This window comes from Sodalis sp. C49 (assembly GCF_046352915.1).
GTDB lineage: Bacteria > Pseudomonadota > Gammaproteobacteria > Enterobacterales > Enterobacteriaceae > Acerihabitans.
The window spans coordinates 1,108,635-1,121,625 of the sequence record NZ_CP163303.1 but is presented as its reverse complement, the minus strand read 5'-3'; the positions used below and the strand labels follow the sequence as shown (position 1 = coordinate 1,121,625).

Annotated in this window: 11 protein-coding genes, 1 pseudogene and 1 other annotated feature; of the genes and pseudogenes, 4 read left to right on the top strand and 8 right to left on the bottom strand. The window is 60.6% G+C overall.

Translation table 11 applies throughout. The features are described 5' to 3' along the window. Positions 1 to 100: 100 nt before the first annotated feature. The 5 genes and pseudogenes from trpA to ABUK12_RS04900 all read right to left on the bottom strand — a co-directional run bounded on the left by trpA (position 101) and on the right by ABUK12_RS04900 (position 6,646). Positions 101 to 907, bottom strand: a complete 807-nt coding sequence (trpA, locus tag ABUK12_RS04920; RefSeq protein WP_410015231.1) for a tryptophan synthase subunit alpha — start codon at positions 905 to 907, stop codon at positions 101 to 103. Then, entirely contained in the window at positions 907 to 2,097 is a 1,191-nt protein-coding gene (trpB, locus tag ABUK12_RS04915; RefSeq protein WP_410015230.1) for a tryptophan synthase subunit beta, read from the bottom strand. The genes trpA and trpB overlap by 1 nt, the downstream gene beginning before the upstream one ends. Before the next feature lie 33 nt (positions 2,098 to 2,130). Then, complete coding sequence (gene trpCF, locus ABUK12_RS04910) at positions 2,131 to 3,486, bottom strand: bifunctional indole-3-glycerol-phosphate synthase TrpC/phosphoribosylanthranilate isomerase TrpF (protein WP_410015229.1); 1,356 nt, start codon at positions 3,484 to 3,486, stop codon at positions 2,131 to 2,133. Positions 3,487 to 3,489: 3 nt separating this feature from the next. Next, a pseudogene (gene trpD / locus ABUK12_RS04905) lies at positions 3,490 to 5,084 on the bottom strand (bifunctional anthranilate synthase glutamate amidotransferase component TrpG/anthranilate phosphoribosyltransferase TrpD). Next, positions 5,084 to 6,646, bottom strand: coding sequence for an anthranilate synthase component 1 (locus tag ABUK12_RS04900; RefSeq protein ID WP_410015228.1), 1,563 nt, complete (start codon positions 6,644 to 6,646; stop codon positions 5,084 to 5,086). Before ABUK12_RS04900 ends, trpD begins: the two are co-directional and overlap by 1 nt. Positions 6,647 to 6,669: 23 nt before the next feature. After that, positions 6,670 to 6,775: a sequence feature (Trp leader region), on the bottom strand. Between the two features lie 183 nt (positions 6,776 to 6,958). Here ABUK12_RS04900 and rnm point away from each other — a divergent pair. From rnm to rluB, 3 genes are all read left to right on the top strand, one after another. After that, the gene (gene rnm / locus ABUK12_RS04895) at positions 6,959 to 7,861 is read left to right on the top strand and encodes an RNase RNM (protein WP_410015227.1); all 903 of its coding nucleotides are present in this window, start codon (positions 6,959 to 6,961) and stop codon (positions 7,859 to 7,861) included. A gap of 49 nt (positions 7,862 to 7,910) precedes the next feature. Further along, entirely contained in the window at positions 7,911 to 8,531 is a 621-nt protein-coding gene (locus tag ABUK12_RS04890; protein WP_410015226.1) for an L-threonylcarbamoyladenylate synthase, read from the top strand. Between the two features lie 178 nt (positions 8,532 to 8,709). Beyond that, complete coding sequence (gene rluB, locus ABUK12_RS04885; RefSeq protein WP_410015225.1) at positions 8,710 to 9,597, top strand: 23S rRNA pseudouridine(2605) synthase RluB; 888 nt, start codon at positions 8,710 to 8,712, stop codon at positions 9,595 to 9,597. Between the two features lie 122 nt (positions 9,598 to 9,719). On the opposite strand, the gene cobO is transcribed toward rluB, so the two are convergent. Both cobO and ABUK12_RS04875 read right to left on the bottom strand, forming a co-directional pair. After that, a complete protein-coding gene (gene cobO, locus ABUK12_RS04880) occupies positions 9,720 to 10,310 on the bottom strand; it encodes a cob(I)yrinic acid a,c-diamide adenosyltransferase (protein WP_410015224.1) in 591 nt (196 codons plus the stop codon). Between the two features lie 17 nt (positions 10,311 to 10,327). Further along, complete coding sequence (locus ABUK12_RS04875) at positions 10,328 to 11,086, bottom strand: YciK family oxidoreductase (protein ID WP_410015223.1); 759 nt, start codon at positions 11,084 to 11,086, stop codon at positions 10,328 to 10,330. Positions 11,087 to 11,309: 223 nt separating this feature from the next. On the opposite strand from ABUK12_RS04875, the gene sohB reads away from it, so the two are divergent. Beyond that, entirely contained in the window at positions 11,310 to 12,356 is a 1,047-nt protein-coding gene (gene sohB / locus ABUK12_RS04870) for a protease SohB (RefSeq protein WP_410015222.1), read from the top strand. An 80-nt stretch (positions 12,357 to 12,436) separates the two neighbouring features. Here the strand turns inward: sohB and ABUK12_RS04865 are convergent, their stop codons facing one another. Beyond that, a complete protein-coding gene (locus ABUK12_RS04865) occupies positions 12,437 to 12,688 on the bottom strand; it encodes a YciN family protein (RefSeq protein WP_410015221.1) in 252 nt (83 codons plus the stop codon). Positions 12,689 to 12,991: the final 303 nt, after the last annotated feature.

Here is a 12,991-nt window from a genome sequence, read left to right as displayed (position 1 = left end):
TTGAATTATTTATTATAATATATCACCCGCATCTTACAGGATGGCGGCGTAATTGATACGCCGCCATTAGAGTGTTGTGGATAAAATGATTTTTTTCAAATCAACCGCGCGTGGCGGCCTTCATTTTACTGACGAAGGTGCTTAACTGCGTCAGCATGGCCGCCGGGTCTTCCAGGTTGCGCTCGATAATCTTGACGATGGCCGAGCCGGAAATGGCCCCGGCCGCGCCCGCCGCCAGCGCGTCGCGCACCTGCGACGGCTCGGAAATACCGAAACCCTGCAGCGCGGGCGCGGCATGGAACTCGGTAAGCGTCGTCACCAGATGGGCCAGCGGCACATGGCCCTGGTTTTCACTGCCGGTTACGCCTGCGCGGGATAATAAATAGGTGTAAGCCCGGCCGTGGGAGGCGATTTCACGCAGCAGGTCTTTATCGGCGTTAGGCGGGCAGATAAAGATAGGCGCCACGCCGTGGCGCATGGCGGCGGTACGGAACGGCAGGCTCTCTTCCAGCGGCACGTCGGCCACCAGCACCGAATCCACGCCAACCTCGGCGCAGCGGGCATAAAACGCATCGATACCTTTGTTAAACACCAGGTTGGCGTACATCAGCAGGCCGATGGGCATGGCTGGGTATTTCTGCCGGACAGTGGCCAGCAGTTCGAAACACTGATCAGGCGTCACCCCGGCGGCAAATGCCCGCAGGGTGGCGTTCTGGATGGTCGGGCCGTCCGCCAGCGGGTCGGAAAACGGGATGCCCAGTTCCAGGGCGTCGGCCCCGGCCTCGATTAAGGTATCGATAATTTTCAGCGACAGGCCGGGATTAGGATCGCCCAGCGTGACGAAGGGCACGAAGGCGCCTTCTTTACGGCTGTGCAGCGTGGTAAACAGTTGCTGATAGCGTTCCATTACATTTCTCCTCGCGCTTTTAATATATCGTACACGGTAAAAATATCCTTATCGCCGCGGCCCGAGAGATTGACCACCAGGATCTGCTCCTTGTCCGGCTCCGCCTTGATCATTTTCAGCGCGTGCGCCAGCGCGTGTGAGGATTCCAGCGCCGGGATGATGCCTTCATGGCGCGACAGGGCCTTGAACGCATCCAGGGCCTCCTCATCGGTCGCCGAGACGTATTCCGCGCGGCCGATACTGTCCAGATAGGCATGCTGCGGACCCACGGAAGGGAAATCCAGGCCGGCGGAAATGGAATAGGATTCCTCTATCTGCCCGTCGGAGGATTGCATCATCGGCGACTTCATGCCGAAATAGATGCCGATGCGGCCGTGTTTGAGCGACGCGCCGTGCTGGCCGGTCTCGATGCCCAGGCCGCCCGGCTCGACGCCGATCAGACGTACCGACGGCTCATCGATAAAATCGGCGAACATGCCGATGGCGTTGGACCCGCCGCCGACGCAGGCCAGCACCGCGTCAGGCAGGCAATGTTCCCGTTCCTGCATCTGCGCCTTGGTTTCCTCGCCAATCATGCGCTGGAATTCGCGCACGATGGTGGGGAACGGATGCGGACCGGCGGCGGTGCCCAGCATATAGTGGGCGCGCTCATAGCTGCCGGACCAGTCGCGCAGCGCTTCGTTGCAGGCATCCTTTAGCGTTGAGGAACCGCTGTGCACCGGGATCACTTCCGCACCCATCAGACGCATGCGGAACACGTTGGGCTCCTGGCGCTGAATATCCTTGGCGCCCATATAAATGCGGCATTTCAGCCCCAGCAACGCGGAGGCCAGCGCCGAAGCCACGCCATGCTGGCCGGCGCCGGTTTCGGCGATGATTTCGGTTTTTCCCATGCGCTTGGCGAGCAGGGCCTGGCCGAGCACCTGGTTGGTTTTGTGCGCGCCGCCGTGCAGCAGATCCTCGCGCTTAAGATACAGTTTGGTCTTGGTGCCGGCGGTCAGGTTACGGCACAGGGTCAACGGCGTGGGGCGGCCGGCATAATTAGTTAACAAATCGCTGAATTCCGCCTGGAATGCCGGGTCGCTTTGCGCGCTGACAAAGGCGTCCTCCAGTTGCAGCAGCGCCGGTACCAGGATCTGCGGCACATACATGCCGCCGAATTCGCCGAAATAGGGATTTAATAGTGTCATGCGTTCCTGTCTCTTGTTGATCTGGGCAATCGATTAATAGGCGCGCAGCGTCTGAAATACCGTAGCCAGTTTATGGTGATCTTTAATACCCGGGGCGCTTTCAACGCCGGAGTTGAAGTCCAGCCCAACGCAGCCTAATTGCGCGGCGGCCACGCAGTTATCCGCCGCCAGCCCGCCGGCGAGCATGACGTTATCCAGACGCAGTCCGTCCAGCAGCGACCAGTCAAAGGGTTTACCGCTGCCGCCGCCATTATCGAACAGATAACGATCCACCGCGCTAAAATCCCGCGCCGGCGCATGGGTCCGCATATCCAGGGCTTTCCAGATACGGCAGGCGGAAGGCAGCGCCAGACGCAGGGCGCTTATATAGGCCTGGTCCTCGTCGCCGTGCAGCTGTACGGCATGCAGCGCCAGCGCGGCGGCGCTGCCTGCCACCTCCTCGATGGGGGCGTCGCGGAATACGCCGACGTAGCGCAGCGGCGCGCCGGCCATCACCGCGCGGGCGCGGGGGATATCCACACGCCTTGGCGACGAGGCGGCAAAAATCAGGCCGCCATAGAGCGCGCCGGCGTCATATGCCGCCCTGGCATCCTCGGGACGCGTCAGTCCGCAGACCTTATTCTCGCCGAGCAATACCCGGCGCACCGCGCCGTCCAGATCCGGTTCCGCCATCAACGCGCTGCCGATCAGGAAGCCGTTGGCGAAATGGCTCAGTTCCCTGACGTGGCGATAGGCGGTAATGCCGGATTCGCTTATCACCGTCACTCCCGGCAGCAGGGGCGCCAGGCGGCGGGTACGGTTTAAATCGATGGATAAATCGCGCAGATCGCGATTGTTAATGCCCACCACCCGGGCGCCGAGCGCCTGGGCGCGCCGGCACTCCTCTTCGGTTATCGCCTCGGTGAGCACGCCCATTTCCAGGCTGTGCGCCAGGGCGGCCAACTGACGGTAGGTGTCGTCGTCCAGCACCGACAGCATCAGCAGAATAGCGTCCGCCTGATGATGACGCGCCAGGTAAACCTGGTAGGGATCGATGATGAAATCCTTGCACAGCACCGGCTGGGGTACTACTTGGCTAATCTGGCGCAGGAAATCAAAGCTGCCCTGGAAGTATTTTTCGTCGGTCAGGCAGGAGATGGCGGCGGCATAGTGTTTATACACGCCGGCGATGGCGGCCGGGTCAAAATCCTCGCGGATCAGGCCTTTGGACGGCGATGCTTTTTTGCACTCGAGGATAAACACGGTGCGCGAACCCTGGAGGGCATGATAGAAGCTGCGCGTGCTGGGGCGCACGTCGTCGATGAACCCGTCCAGCGGCTGGCGTTGCTTACGCTCGGCCAGCCATACTTTTTTATCAGCGACAATGTTTGTCAGTACCGTATCCTGCATGTCTTATCCTCTGGCCGCCAACGCGACAACACGTTCATAGGCGCCGCCGCCGCGGATGGCCGCCAGCGCCTGTTGGGTATTTTCGCGCAGATTCTCCTGGCCGAATAGTTTTAATAACAAGGCGACATTGGCGGCAACGGCGAATTCATGGGCATGTTCGCCTTTACCTTGTAACAACCGCGCCAAAATGTCACGATTTTCTTCCGGCGAGCCGCCCAGCAGGGCGTCCATTGACTGTTCCCGCAGGCCGAAATCCTCCGGCGTCAATTGATAGCTGGCGATCTCGCCCTCATTGAGTTCGGCCACCTGCGTCGGCGCGTGCAGCGCCACTTCATCCATGCCGCCGCCATGGACTACCGCTGCGCGCTGATAGCCCAGCACCCGCAGCGTTTGGGCGATGGGCAGCACCAGCTCCGGGCTGTAGACCCCGATCAGCGCCAGCGGGGGACGGGCGGGGTTAATCAGCGGCCCGAGCACGTTAAACAGCGTGCGGGTTTTCAACTGCTGGCGCACCGGCATGGCATGGCGAAAACCGGTGTGGTACTGGGGCGCGTACAAAAAGCATACTCCCAGCTCGTCAAGCGCCTGGCGCGACGCTTGCGCCGGCATATCCAGCCGGATGCCGAAGGCCGCCAGCAGGTCCGAGGAACCCGAACGGCTGGACACGCTGCGGTTGCCGTGCTTGGCCACCCGGGCGCCGCAAGCGGCGGCGACAAAGGCGCTGGCGGTGGAAATATTGATGCTGTTGCTGCCGTCGCCGCCGGTGCCGACGATATCGGCAAAAGGATAATCAGGGCGCGGGAACGGCAGGGCGTCCGCCAGCAGGGCGGTGGCCGCGCCGGCAATTTCATCCGGATGCTCGCCGCGGATTTTCATGCTGATCAGCGCCGCCGCCAGCTGCGACGGTTCCAGCCCGCCCTGGATAATCTGGCTAAAAAGCTGTTCACTTTCCTGGCGACTGATGCGCTCGGCGCGGTAAAGTTTTTCCAATATCTGTTGCATGATCAGGTTCCTATCGTTCAGGCCAGCGCCCAGTCCAGGGTTTGGTTAAGCAACCGCGCGCCCTGGGTGGTCAGGATGGATTCGGGATGAAATTGAAAACCGCAGACGCGATCGGCGTCATGACGCACCGCCATCACCATCTCGTTAAAGTGCGCATTGACCGTCAGTCCCGCCGGGATTTCGCTGCCCACCAGCGAGTGGTAGCGCGCCACCGGCAGCGGGTTCGGCATGCCGGCGAACATGCCGGCGCCATCATGGGTGATAAGGGACGCCTTGCCGTGCAGGATTTCCCCGGCCTGGCCGACGTAGCCGCCGTAGGCTTCCACAATCGCCTGGTGGCCGAGGCAGATGCCGATAATCGGCATCTGTCCGCGCAGCCGCGTAAGCAACTGCGGCATGCAGCCGGCGGCGGCGGGGGTGCCGGGACCGGGGGAAAGCATCAGTATGGGATTATCCATGGCCATCAGATGCCCAATGATGGTCTGCGCCGGCAGTTGGTTGCGGTACACCATCACCCTGTGGCCGGTGGCGCGCAGCTGATCCACCAGGTTGTAGGTAAAGGAGTCGATATTATCGAGTAACAGGATATCAGCCATCAGAACACCTCCCTGGCATGATGTGCGGTGGCGATGGCGCGCAGCACCGCGCGCGCTTTATTGCGGCTTTCGTCGGCTTCCGCCTGCGGCACCGAGTCCAGCACCACGCCGGCGCCGGCCTGTACGGTGGCGATGCCGTCCTCGACATAGGCCGAACGGATAACGATACAGGTATCCAGCAGGCCGCTGCCGGTAAAATAGCCGATGGCGCCGCCGTAGCTGCCGCGCCGCGTGCCTTCGGCCTTGGCAATCAACTGCATGGCGCGCACTTTGGGCGCGCCGCTCAGCGTGCCCATGTTCATACAGGCGCGGTAGGCGTGCAGCGCGTCAAGATCGGCGCGCAGGGTGCCGACCACCCGCGAAACCAGGTGCATGATAAAGGAGTAGCGATCGACCTTGGTCAAATCGGCGACATAGCGGCTGCCGGGTTCGCAGATGCGCGCCAGATCATTGCGCGCCAGGTCGACCAGCATCAGGTGTTCGGCCAGTTCTTTATGATCGGTGCGCATTTCAAGCTCGATACGGCTGTCCAGATCGCGATCCAGCGTGCCGTCCGGCCTGCGCCCGCGCGGACGGGAACCTGCAATGGGATAAATTTCTATCTGCCGGTTGGCGGCATCGTATTTCAGCGAACTTTCCGGCGAGGCGCCGAACAGGGTAAAATCGTTATCCTGCATAAAGAACATATAGGGACTGGGATTGCTCTCTTTCAGAGTATGGTAGGCGGCCAGCGGCGACGGGCAGGGCAGCGAAAAACGCCGTGAAGGCACCACCTGGAAGATTTCCCCCGCGCGGATCGCCTGCTGCATGCTGGTCACGATGCGGCCGAACTCCTCGTCGCTGCGATCGGTTTCCAGGGTCATGCTGTCGATCACCTGGTGGGGGATCGGCCCCGGCGCCTGCTGCAACTGATGCTGCAACTGCTCGATGCGCGCCTGTAGACGGCGTTTTTCGCCGGCCAGAGGAGTGAACAGGCTGCCCTGCAGCCGGCAGGTGCGCTGCTGATGATCAAGTACCAGCAGGGTTTCCGCCAGGTAGAAGCAAAAATCCGGACAGCGCTGCCCCTGGCTGACCGCGGGCAGCGTTTCAAAACCCGCCACCAGGTCATAGGCGAACAGGCCGCCGAGGAACAGGGCATCCGGCTGATCCGCCGGCGCCGGCACCAGGGTCAGCAGCAGGCGCAGGCAATCGAATACCGACAGGCCGCGCAGCCGCGCATCCTCATCCATGTCGTTGCCGACGGATGGAAACACCAGCTCGCGGCCGCTGGGATGGGCGTTCACCTCAACCCCGGCCGGCAGCGCGGCGTCCAGCAGCGGCAGCAGCGCCGCGCCGTTGGCGGTCAGCGCCTGCAGCGTAACCCGCTGGCCGAGGGCGGTAATGCGCATGGCGCTGTCAAGCACCATCAGGCTTTGCAGGTTTTGCTTATTATCGATTTCGGCCGATTCCAGCAGCAAGGTGGCCGGTCGGGCGCCGCAAAGCTGGTTGAACATCGCGGTAGGATCGTCGCGATAAGTGGCGGTGGCCTGCAGCAGTTCTAATTGAGGTTGTGTGGCTTGCATAGTGTGTTCCCTGATTATCGCCCATAAAAAAACCCGCTTGAAAGGCGGGTTAGTAGGGATCTTGCTCTGTCCGACGACAGCGACGCATGATAACACCACCCGCTAAAGGGAAGTGCGCCACCAGCGAAGCGTTACCACGGTTAAGGTTATCATCGTCAGATTCTCATTGGTTGTCTTAATGTGTACTAGTAAACTAGTTCAGCAATGAAATGTCAACAGTCACCGCTTAAAAACAGTTAAATATTTAACAGGTTCGATTCACGGGCATTTGACGTTATGATAGGAACATTCATTTTGGAAGGTAGCCTATCGTTGACTGAGATCTACGTTAAATCATCGTTGCTGACCCTATACGATCTGCACAGCCATACCACCGCCTCCGACGGCCAGCTTTCGCCGGCGGATCTGGTGGCGCGCGCCGTGGCCATGGGCGTCGACGTGCTGGCCGTGACCGATCACGATACCGTGGCCGGCCTCGCCGGGGCGCGGCAGGCGATCGACGACGGCGCGCTGCCCCTCACGCTGGTGGCCGGAGTGGAAGTCTCCACCCAGTGGCAAAACCATGAGATCCATATTGTCGGCCTCGGTATCGATGACGCGCATCCGGCCATGGACGGGCTTCTGCGCGCCCAGCGGGAAAGGCGCCTGGCCCGGGCCCATGCCATCGCCGAGCGGCTGGAACGCGCCGGTATTCACGACGCCTGGCTGGGTGCCAGCCGTTTGGCCCAGGATGAACTGGTCACGCGCGGCCATTTCGCCCGTTACCTGGTCAGCATCGGCGCCGCCGATAACGTGACCAAGGTATTCAAAAAATACCTGTCCAAGGGTAAAACCGGCTATGTGCCGCCGCAGTGGTGTACAATCGAGGAAGCGGTCGGCGCCATCCACCAGGCGGGCGGACAGGCGGTGCTGGCCCATCCCGGCCGCTACCAGCTGTCGACCAAATGGCTTAAACGCCTGCTGGACCATGTTACCGACGCGGGCGGCGACGGTATCGAAGTGGCCATGTGCCAGCAGTCGCCGCAGGAAAAAACCGCGCTGGCGGGGTATGCGCGCGAGCGCGGGCTGCTGGCCTCCCAGGGATCCGATTTTCACCAGCCCTGCGCCTGGATCGAGCTTGGCCGTAAACTTTGGCTGCCGGGCGGCGTGGAGCCGATATGGCGCGATTGGCCGGTCGGCCGGTCGGCGGTAGCAGAAGGCTTGTCAGAAGGATAATCGCGGTATGCCGGGGGTGTTCTCCCGCCAGACTATATAAGGAGTCACAATGAGTCAGTTTTTTACCATTCATCCGGAAAACCCGCAGCCGCGGTTAATTAACCAAACCGTCGATCTGCTGCGCAAGGGCGCGGTTATTGTCTACCCCACCGATTCCGGCTACGCCCTCGGCTGCCGTCTGGAGGATAAAACCGCCATGGAGCGCATCTGCCGCATCCGGCAGCTGGACGGCAACCATAATTTTACCCTGGTCTGCCGCGACCTGTCCGAACTGTCCACCTATGCCCATGTGGATAACCAGGCGTTCCGTCTGATGAAAAACAATACGCCGGGCAAATATACCTTTATTCTCAAAGCCACCAAGGAAGTCCCCCGGCGGCTGATGAACGACAAGCGCAAGACCATCGGTCTGCGCGTGCCGAGCAACCCCATTGCCCTGGCGTTGCTCGAAACCATGGACGAGCCGATGATGTCCACCACACTGATGCTGCCCGGCAACGATTTTGCGGAATCGGACCCGGAAATGATCAAGGATCATCTGGGCAAACAGGTGGATCTGGTGATTCACGGCGGTTTTCTCGGCCAGCAGCCGACGACGGTAATCGATTTGACCGACGACACGCCGGTGGTGGTGCGTGAAGGCGTCGGGGATGTTTCCCCCTTCCTTTAACGGCCGGCCGGCGGCGTTTTTACACCGCCGCCCCCGTCACCGTAAACTATGGATTGTGATCCGCGGGACCATAGTGTAAAATAGCCCCCTATCTTTCAGTTAAGTTACTGATAAGCTTACTAAATTATGGCGAAAGCCACCATTCGACGCCTGTGAAGGCGACAGCCGAGGTTGCTCAATGAGCGAAAAGCTGCAAAAAGTCCTGGCCCGCGCCGGGCATGGTTCCCGCCGTGAAGTTGAATCCCTGATTGAACAAGGCCGCGTCAGCGTTGACGGCAAAATCGCCACGCTGGGCGATCGGGTCGACGCCGTGAGTTCCATGAAAATCCGCGTCGATGGCCGGGTGGTTTCCATCACCGCGTCAGAAGAGGCGGTGTGCCGGATTCTGGCCTATTACAAACCCGAAGGCGAACTTTGCACCCGGCGGGATCCCGACGGCCGGCCGACGGTATTCGACCGTTTGCCTAAACTCAACGGCTCGCGCTGGATAGCGGTTGGGCGTCTGGATATCAATACTTCCGGCCTGCTGTTATTCACCACCGACGGGGAGCTGGCCAATCGCCTGATGCACCCGAGCCGGGAAGTGGAGCGCGAATACGCGGTACGGGTCTTCGGCCAGGTGGACGACGAAAAACTGCGGCTGCTGACCAAAGGCGTCACCCTGGAAGACGGCACGGGCGCGTTCCGTACCCTGAGCTTCCAGGGCGGGGAAGGGCTGAACCAGTGGTACAACGTGACCCTGACCGAAGGGCGCAACCGCGAAGTGCGGCGTTTATGGGAAGCGGTGGGCGTGCAGGTCAGCCGGCTGATTCGCACCCGCTACGGCGCCATTCCCCTGCCCAAAGGCTTGCCGCGCGGCGGCTGGACTGAACTGCCGCTGGGTGAAATCAACTATCTGCGCGAACTGGTGGAACTGGCGCCGGAAACCGTCACCAAAGTGCCGGTGGAGAAAGAGCGCCGCCGTATGAAGGCCAACCAAATCCGCCGGGCGGTGAAACGCCACAGCACGGTCACGCCTACCCGGCGCGGCGGCCAAAGCAGCAAGCGCAACTCCGGCACCAAATAAGCCCGTCCAGGCGCCCGCGCCAAACGCCGGCTTGGCCGGCCGCGGCGCGCAATGCATCTTCCCGGTCGCCATCCCGCCGCGGCCTGGCCCCGTCTGATTGACCGGGCCAGCCCGCAGCCGCCTCACCAGTCCACGCCCTGTTGCGCCTTGATGCCCGCGTCGAACGCATGTTTCACCGGGCGCAGCTCGCTGACCGTATCCGCCAGCTCCAGCAGTTCGCGGTGGCAGGCGCGGCCGGTGATGATCACCGTCTGCCGCGGCGGGCGATGGTTCAGTGCCGCTATCACTTCGGGTAAATCCACATAATCGTACGTGATCATATAGGTCAGCTCGTCGAGCAGCACCAGATCCAGGCTGTCGTCCGCCAGCATGCGCAGGCCGTGGCGCCAGACCTCTTGGGCCGCGGCCCGATCGGTGACCCGGTTCTGGGTATTCCAGGTAAAACCGGTGGCCATTACCTGGAATTCAACCCCATGCTGCTCAAGCAGGTTTCTTTCGCCGTTCGGCCACTGCCCCTTGATAAACTGGATCACGCCGGCGCGCATGCCGTGGCCTATCGCCCGGGTCACGGTGCCGAAGCCGGCGGTGGTCTTGCCTTTGCCGTTGCCGGTAAACACAATGACGATGCCGCGCTGCTCCGTGGCCGCGGCAATACGGGCATCCACCTGTTCTTTTAAACGCTGCTGGCGCTGCTGGTGCCTGTCTTCACTCATTTGCTGGTCCTGTATGATTACGCCGGGCCCGGTGTACGGTCCGGCTGGGCATCGAAACTGATCCCGGTTTTGCGGCGGCTGTCATCCCCCATTAAATAAAGGTAGATGGGCATAATCTCGGCGGGGGTCTTGAGGCGATCGGCATTTTCATCCGGAAAGGCGCTGGCGCGCATACCGGTACGGGTGCCGCCGGGGTTGATGCAGTTAACCCGCAGGGTAGCCGCGGGATATTCGTCCGCCAGCACCTGCATCATGCCTTCGGTGGCGAATTTGGAGACAGCGTACACTCCCCAGTTGGCCCGTCCCTGGCGCCCGACGCTGGAACTGCTGAATATCAGGGATGGCCGGGACGCCTGCAATAACAGCGGCAGCATCGCCTGGGTCAGCATAAAGGCGGCGTTCACGTTGACCGCCATCACCTGCTGCCAGCTGGCGGGGGACTGCTGCGCCATCGGCACGATTTCGCCTAACAGGCCGGCATTGTTCAGCAGGCCGTCCAGGCGCGGAAAGTCGGCCGCGAGCCGCTGGCCCAGCAAGGCGTAATCCTCCGCTCCGGCCACCGCCAGGTCAAAGGGGATAACCCGCGCCGGCTGGCCGCCTTCACCGGCAATCAATCCCGCCACCGCCGCCAGCTTGGCTTCGGTGCGCCCCAGCAGCAATAGCCTGGCGCCGTGGCGGGCGTAAGTCAGCGCCGCCTCGCGGCCGATGCCGTCGCCGGCCCCGGTCACCATAATGATGCGGCCGGCCAATAAGTCATGTTTGGGCTGGTAGTACAAGGGACGCTCCTTTGCTAACCCGTCACCCTGGAGGTGATATTAGCGCTCTTTTTACCCGACGGTCTCTCATTTTATGCCTGAAACCTGACCTCATTTCAATCGTTAACGGTTTACCGACTTAATATACGTAAACCTACGTAATATTCTGATTTTCCCGGCGACGTATACCCGCGCCTTAGCTAGAATAGACCGCAACGGAAAACACATTCAGCAAGGCGACAGCGTGGAATTTATTACTCTTTATGGACTCTTCCTGGCAAAAACCCTCACCGTGGTGCTGGCCTTCGGCGCGATTTTGCTGCTGGTCATGGGATTGCGTCAGCGGCAGCGCCGGCGCAAGGGCGAAATCCAGATAACGGATCTGGGTAAACAGTATCGTGAGATGCAGCGCGAAATGCAGCTGGCGCGCATGGGCGAGGCCGAACAGCGTATCTGGCACAAGCGGCATAAGAAGCAGGAAAAAGGCGAGGCGAAACTGGCGCGCGCGCGCGCAAAGCATGGCGAAAAAACGCCGCAGAAATCCTGTTTGTACGTACTGGATTTCAAAGGCAGCATGGATGCCGGCGAGGTCGCTTCGCTGCGCGAGGAAGTGTCCGCGGTGCTGGCGGTGGCGAAACCGGAAGATGAGGTGCTGCTGCGCCTCGAAAGCCCCGGCGGGGTGGTGCATGGCTACGGCCTGGCCGCCTCGCAGCTGCAGCGCCTGCGCGATCGCGGCATCCGCCTGACGGTAGCGGTGGATAAGGTGGCCGCCAGCGGCGGTTATATGATGGCCTGCGTCGCCGATCGCATTATCGCCGCGCCTTTCGCCATTGTCGGTTCCATAGGCGTCGTGGCCCAGATTCCTAACTTCAACCGGCTGCTCAAGCGCAATGATATCGACATGGAACTGCACACCGCCGGGGCCTATAAGCGGACCCTGACCCTGTTTGGTGAAAACTCGCCGGAAGGACGGGAAAAGTTCCAGCAGGATCTGAACGAAACGCATCAGCTCTTCAAGCAGTTTGTCCATGACATGCGCCCCACGCTTGATATTGAAGCGGTGGCGACCGGCGAGCACTGGTACGGCACCCAGGCGCGGGAAAATGGTCTGGTTGACGGCATCGGCACCAGCGATGATCTGCTGATTGCCGAAATGGCCAACCATGAGGTCATTAGCGTGCGTTTCACGCGGCGTAAACGTTTGCTTGCGCGTTTTACCGACAGTGCGGCGTTAAGTATCGAGCAGCGCCTGTTGCATTTATGGCAACGGGGCCAAAAACCCCTGCTGTGACGGCTCCCCGCCCCGAGGGCGGGTATGTCCGGCGGTTTGCGCCCGCCCGGGAACGGGAAACCGGCCCGGGCGTGGGTCATTTATTCCTCCAGGTGATACTTTTCTGACAACACCACGGCGAGATGTTTAAACATATTGAACACTGCCGTGGTTTTACGGGTGGGTAATCCATCCTGATCGAAAAAGAATTCACCGCGGAAAATCAGCACGCCGCCTTTCTGTTCTACCTCGGTGGCCTCCATGCCGTGCATATATTCATCATGCGCGCGAATAATCCGGTTAGCCTCAATAAGCAGGCTGTTGCGATCAATGGGGGTGGTGTTAGCGTACATACCTATTACTCCTTAGATGTCTTCCGGCCTATTGTAATCCCCGGTTGTGTTTGGCTGCAAACAGACTAAGGTTTATTCGTCGAACGGGCTTTTTAAACGCTTTTGCCGCCCGGGAAATTTTTTGCGCCGCTAATAAGTTGCACCAACTTTTTTATCATGTAGAGTGTGGGCCTTCATCAACTGGCGGGGATAACCGCATCCCAATCAATAGTTGATTTATCAATATTCAATGAAAGTATTGATAAATTAATTTTATTTTTCAATAGGTTAATCTCATGGCAAAGGCGAAAAAGCAGACTGGCT

Coding starts and splice junctions, on each gene's coding strand:
- trpA (WP_410015231.1), bottom strand. CDS start 907: ATGGAACGCTATCAGCAACTGTTTACCACGCTGCACAGCCGTAAAGAA.
- trpB (WP_410015230.1), bottom strand. CDS start 2,097: ATGACACTATTAAATCCCTATTTCGGCGAATTCGGCGGCATGTATGTG.
- trpCF (WP_410015229.1), bottom strand. CDS start 3,486: ATGCAGGATACGGTACTGACAAACATTGTCGCTGATAAAAAAGTATGG.
- ABUK12_RS04900 (WP_410015228.1), bottom strand. CDS start 6,646: ATGCAAGCCACACAACCTCAATTAGAACTGCTGCAGGCCACCGCCACT.
- ABUK12_RS04890 (WP_410015226.1), top strand. CDS start 7,911: ATGAGTCAGTTTTTTACCATTCATCCGGAAAACCCGCAGCCGCGGTTA.
- rluB (WP_410015225.1), top strand. CDS start 8,710: ATGAGCGAAAAGCTGCAAAAAGTCCTGGCCCGCGCCGGGCATGGTTCC.
- cobO (WP_410015224.1), bottom strand. CDS start 10,310: ATGAGTGAAGACAGGCACCAGCAGCGCCAGCAGCGTTTAAAAGAACAG.
- ABUK12_RS04865 (WP_410015221.1), bottom strand. CDS start 12,688: ATGTACGCTAACACCACCCCCATTGATCGCAACAGCCTGCTTATTGAG.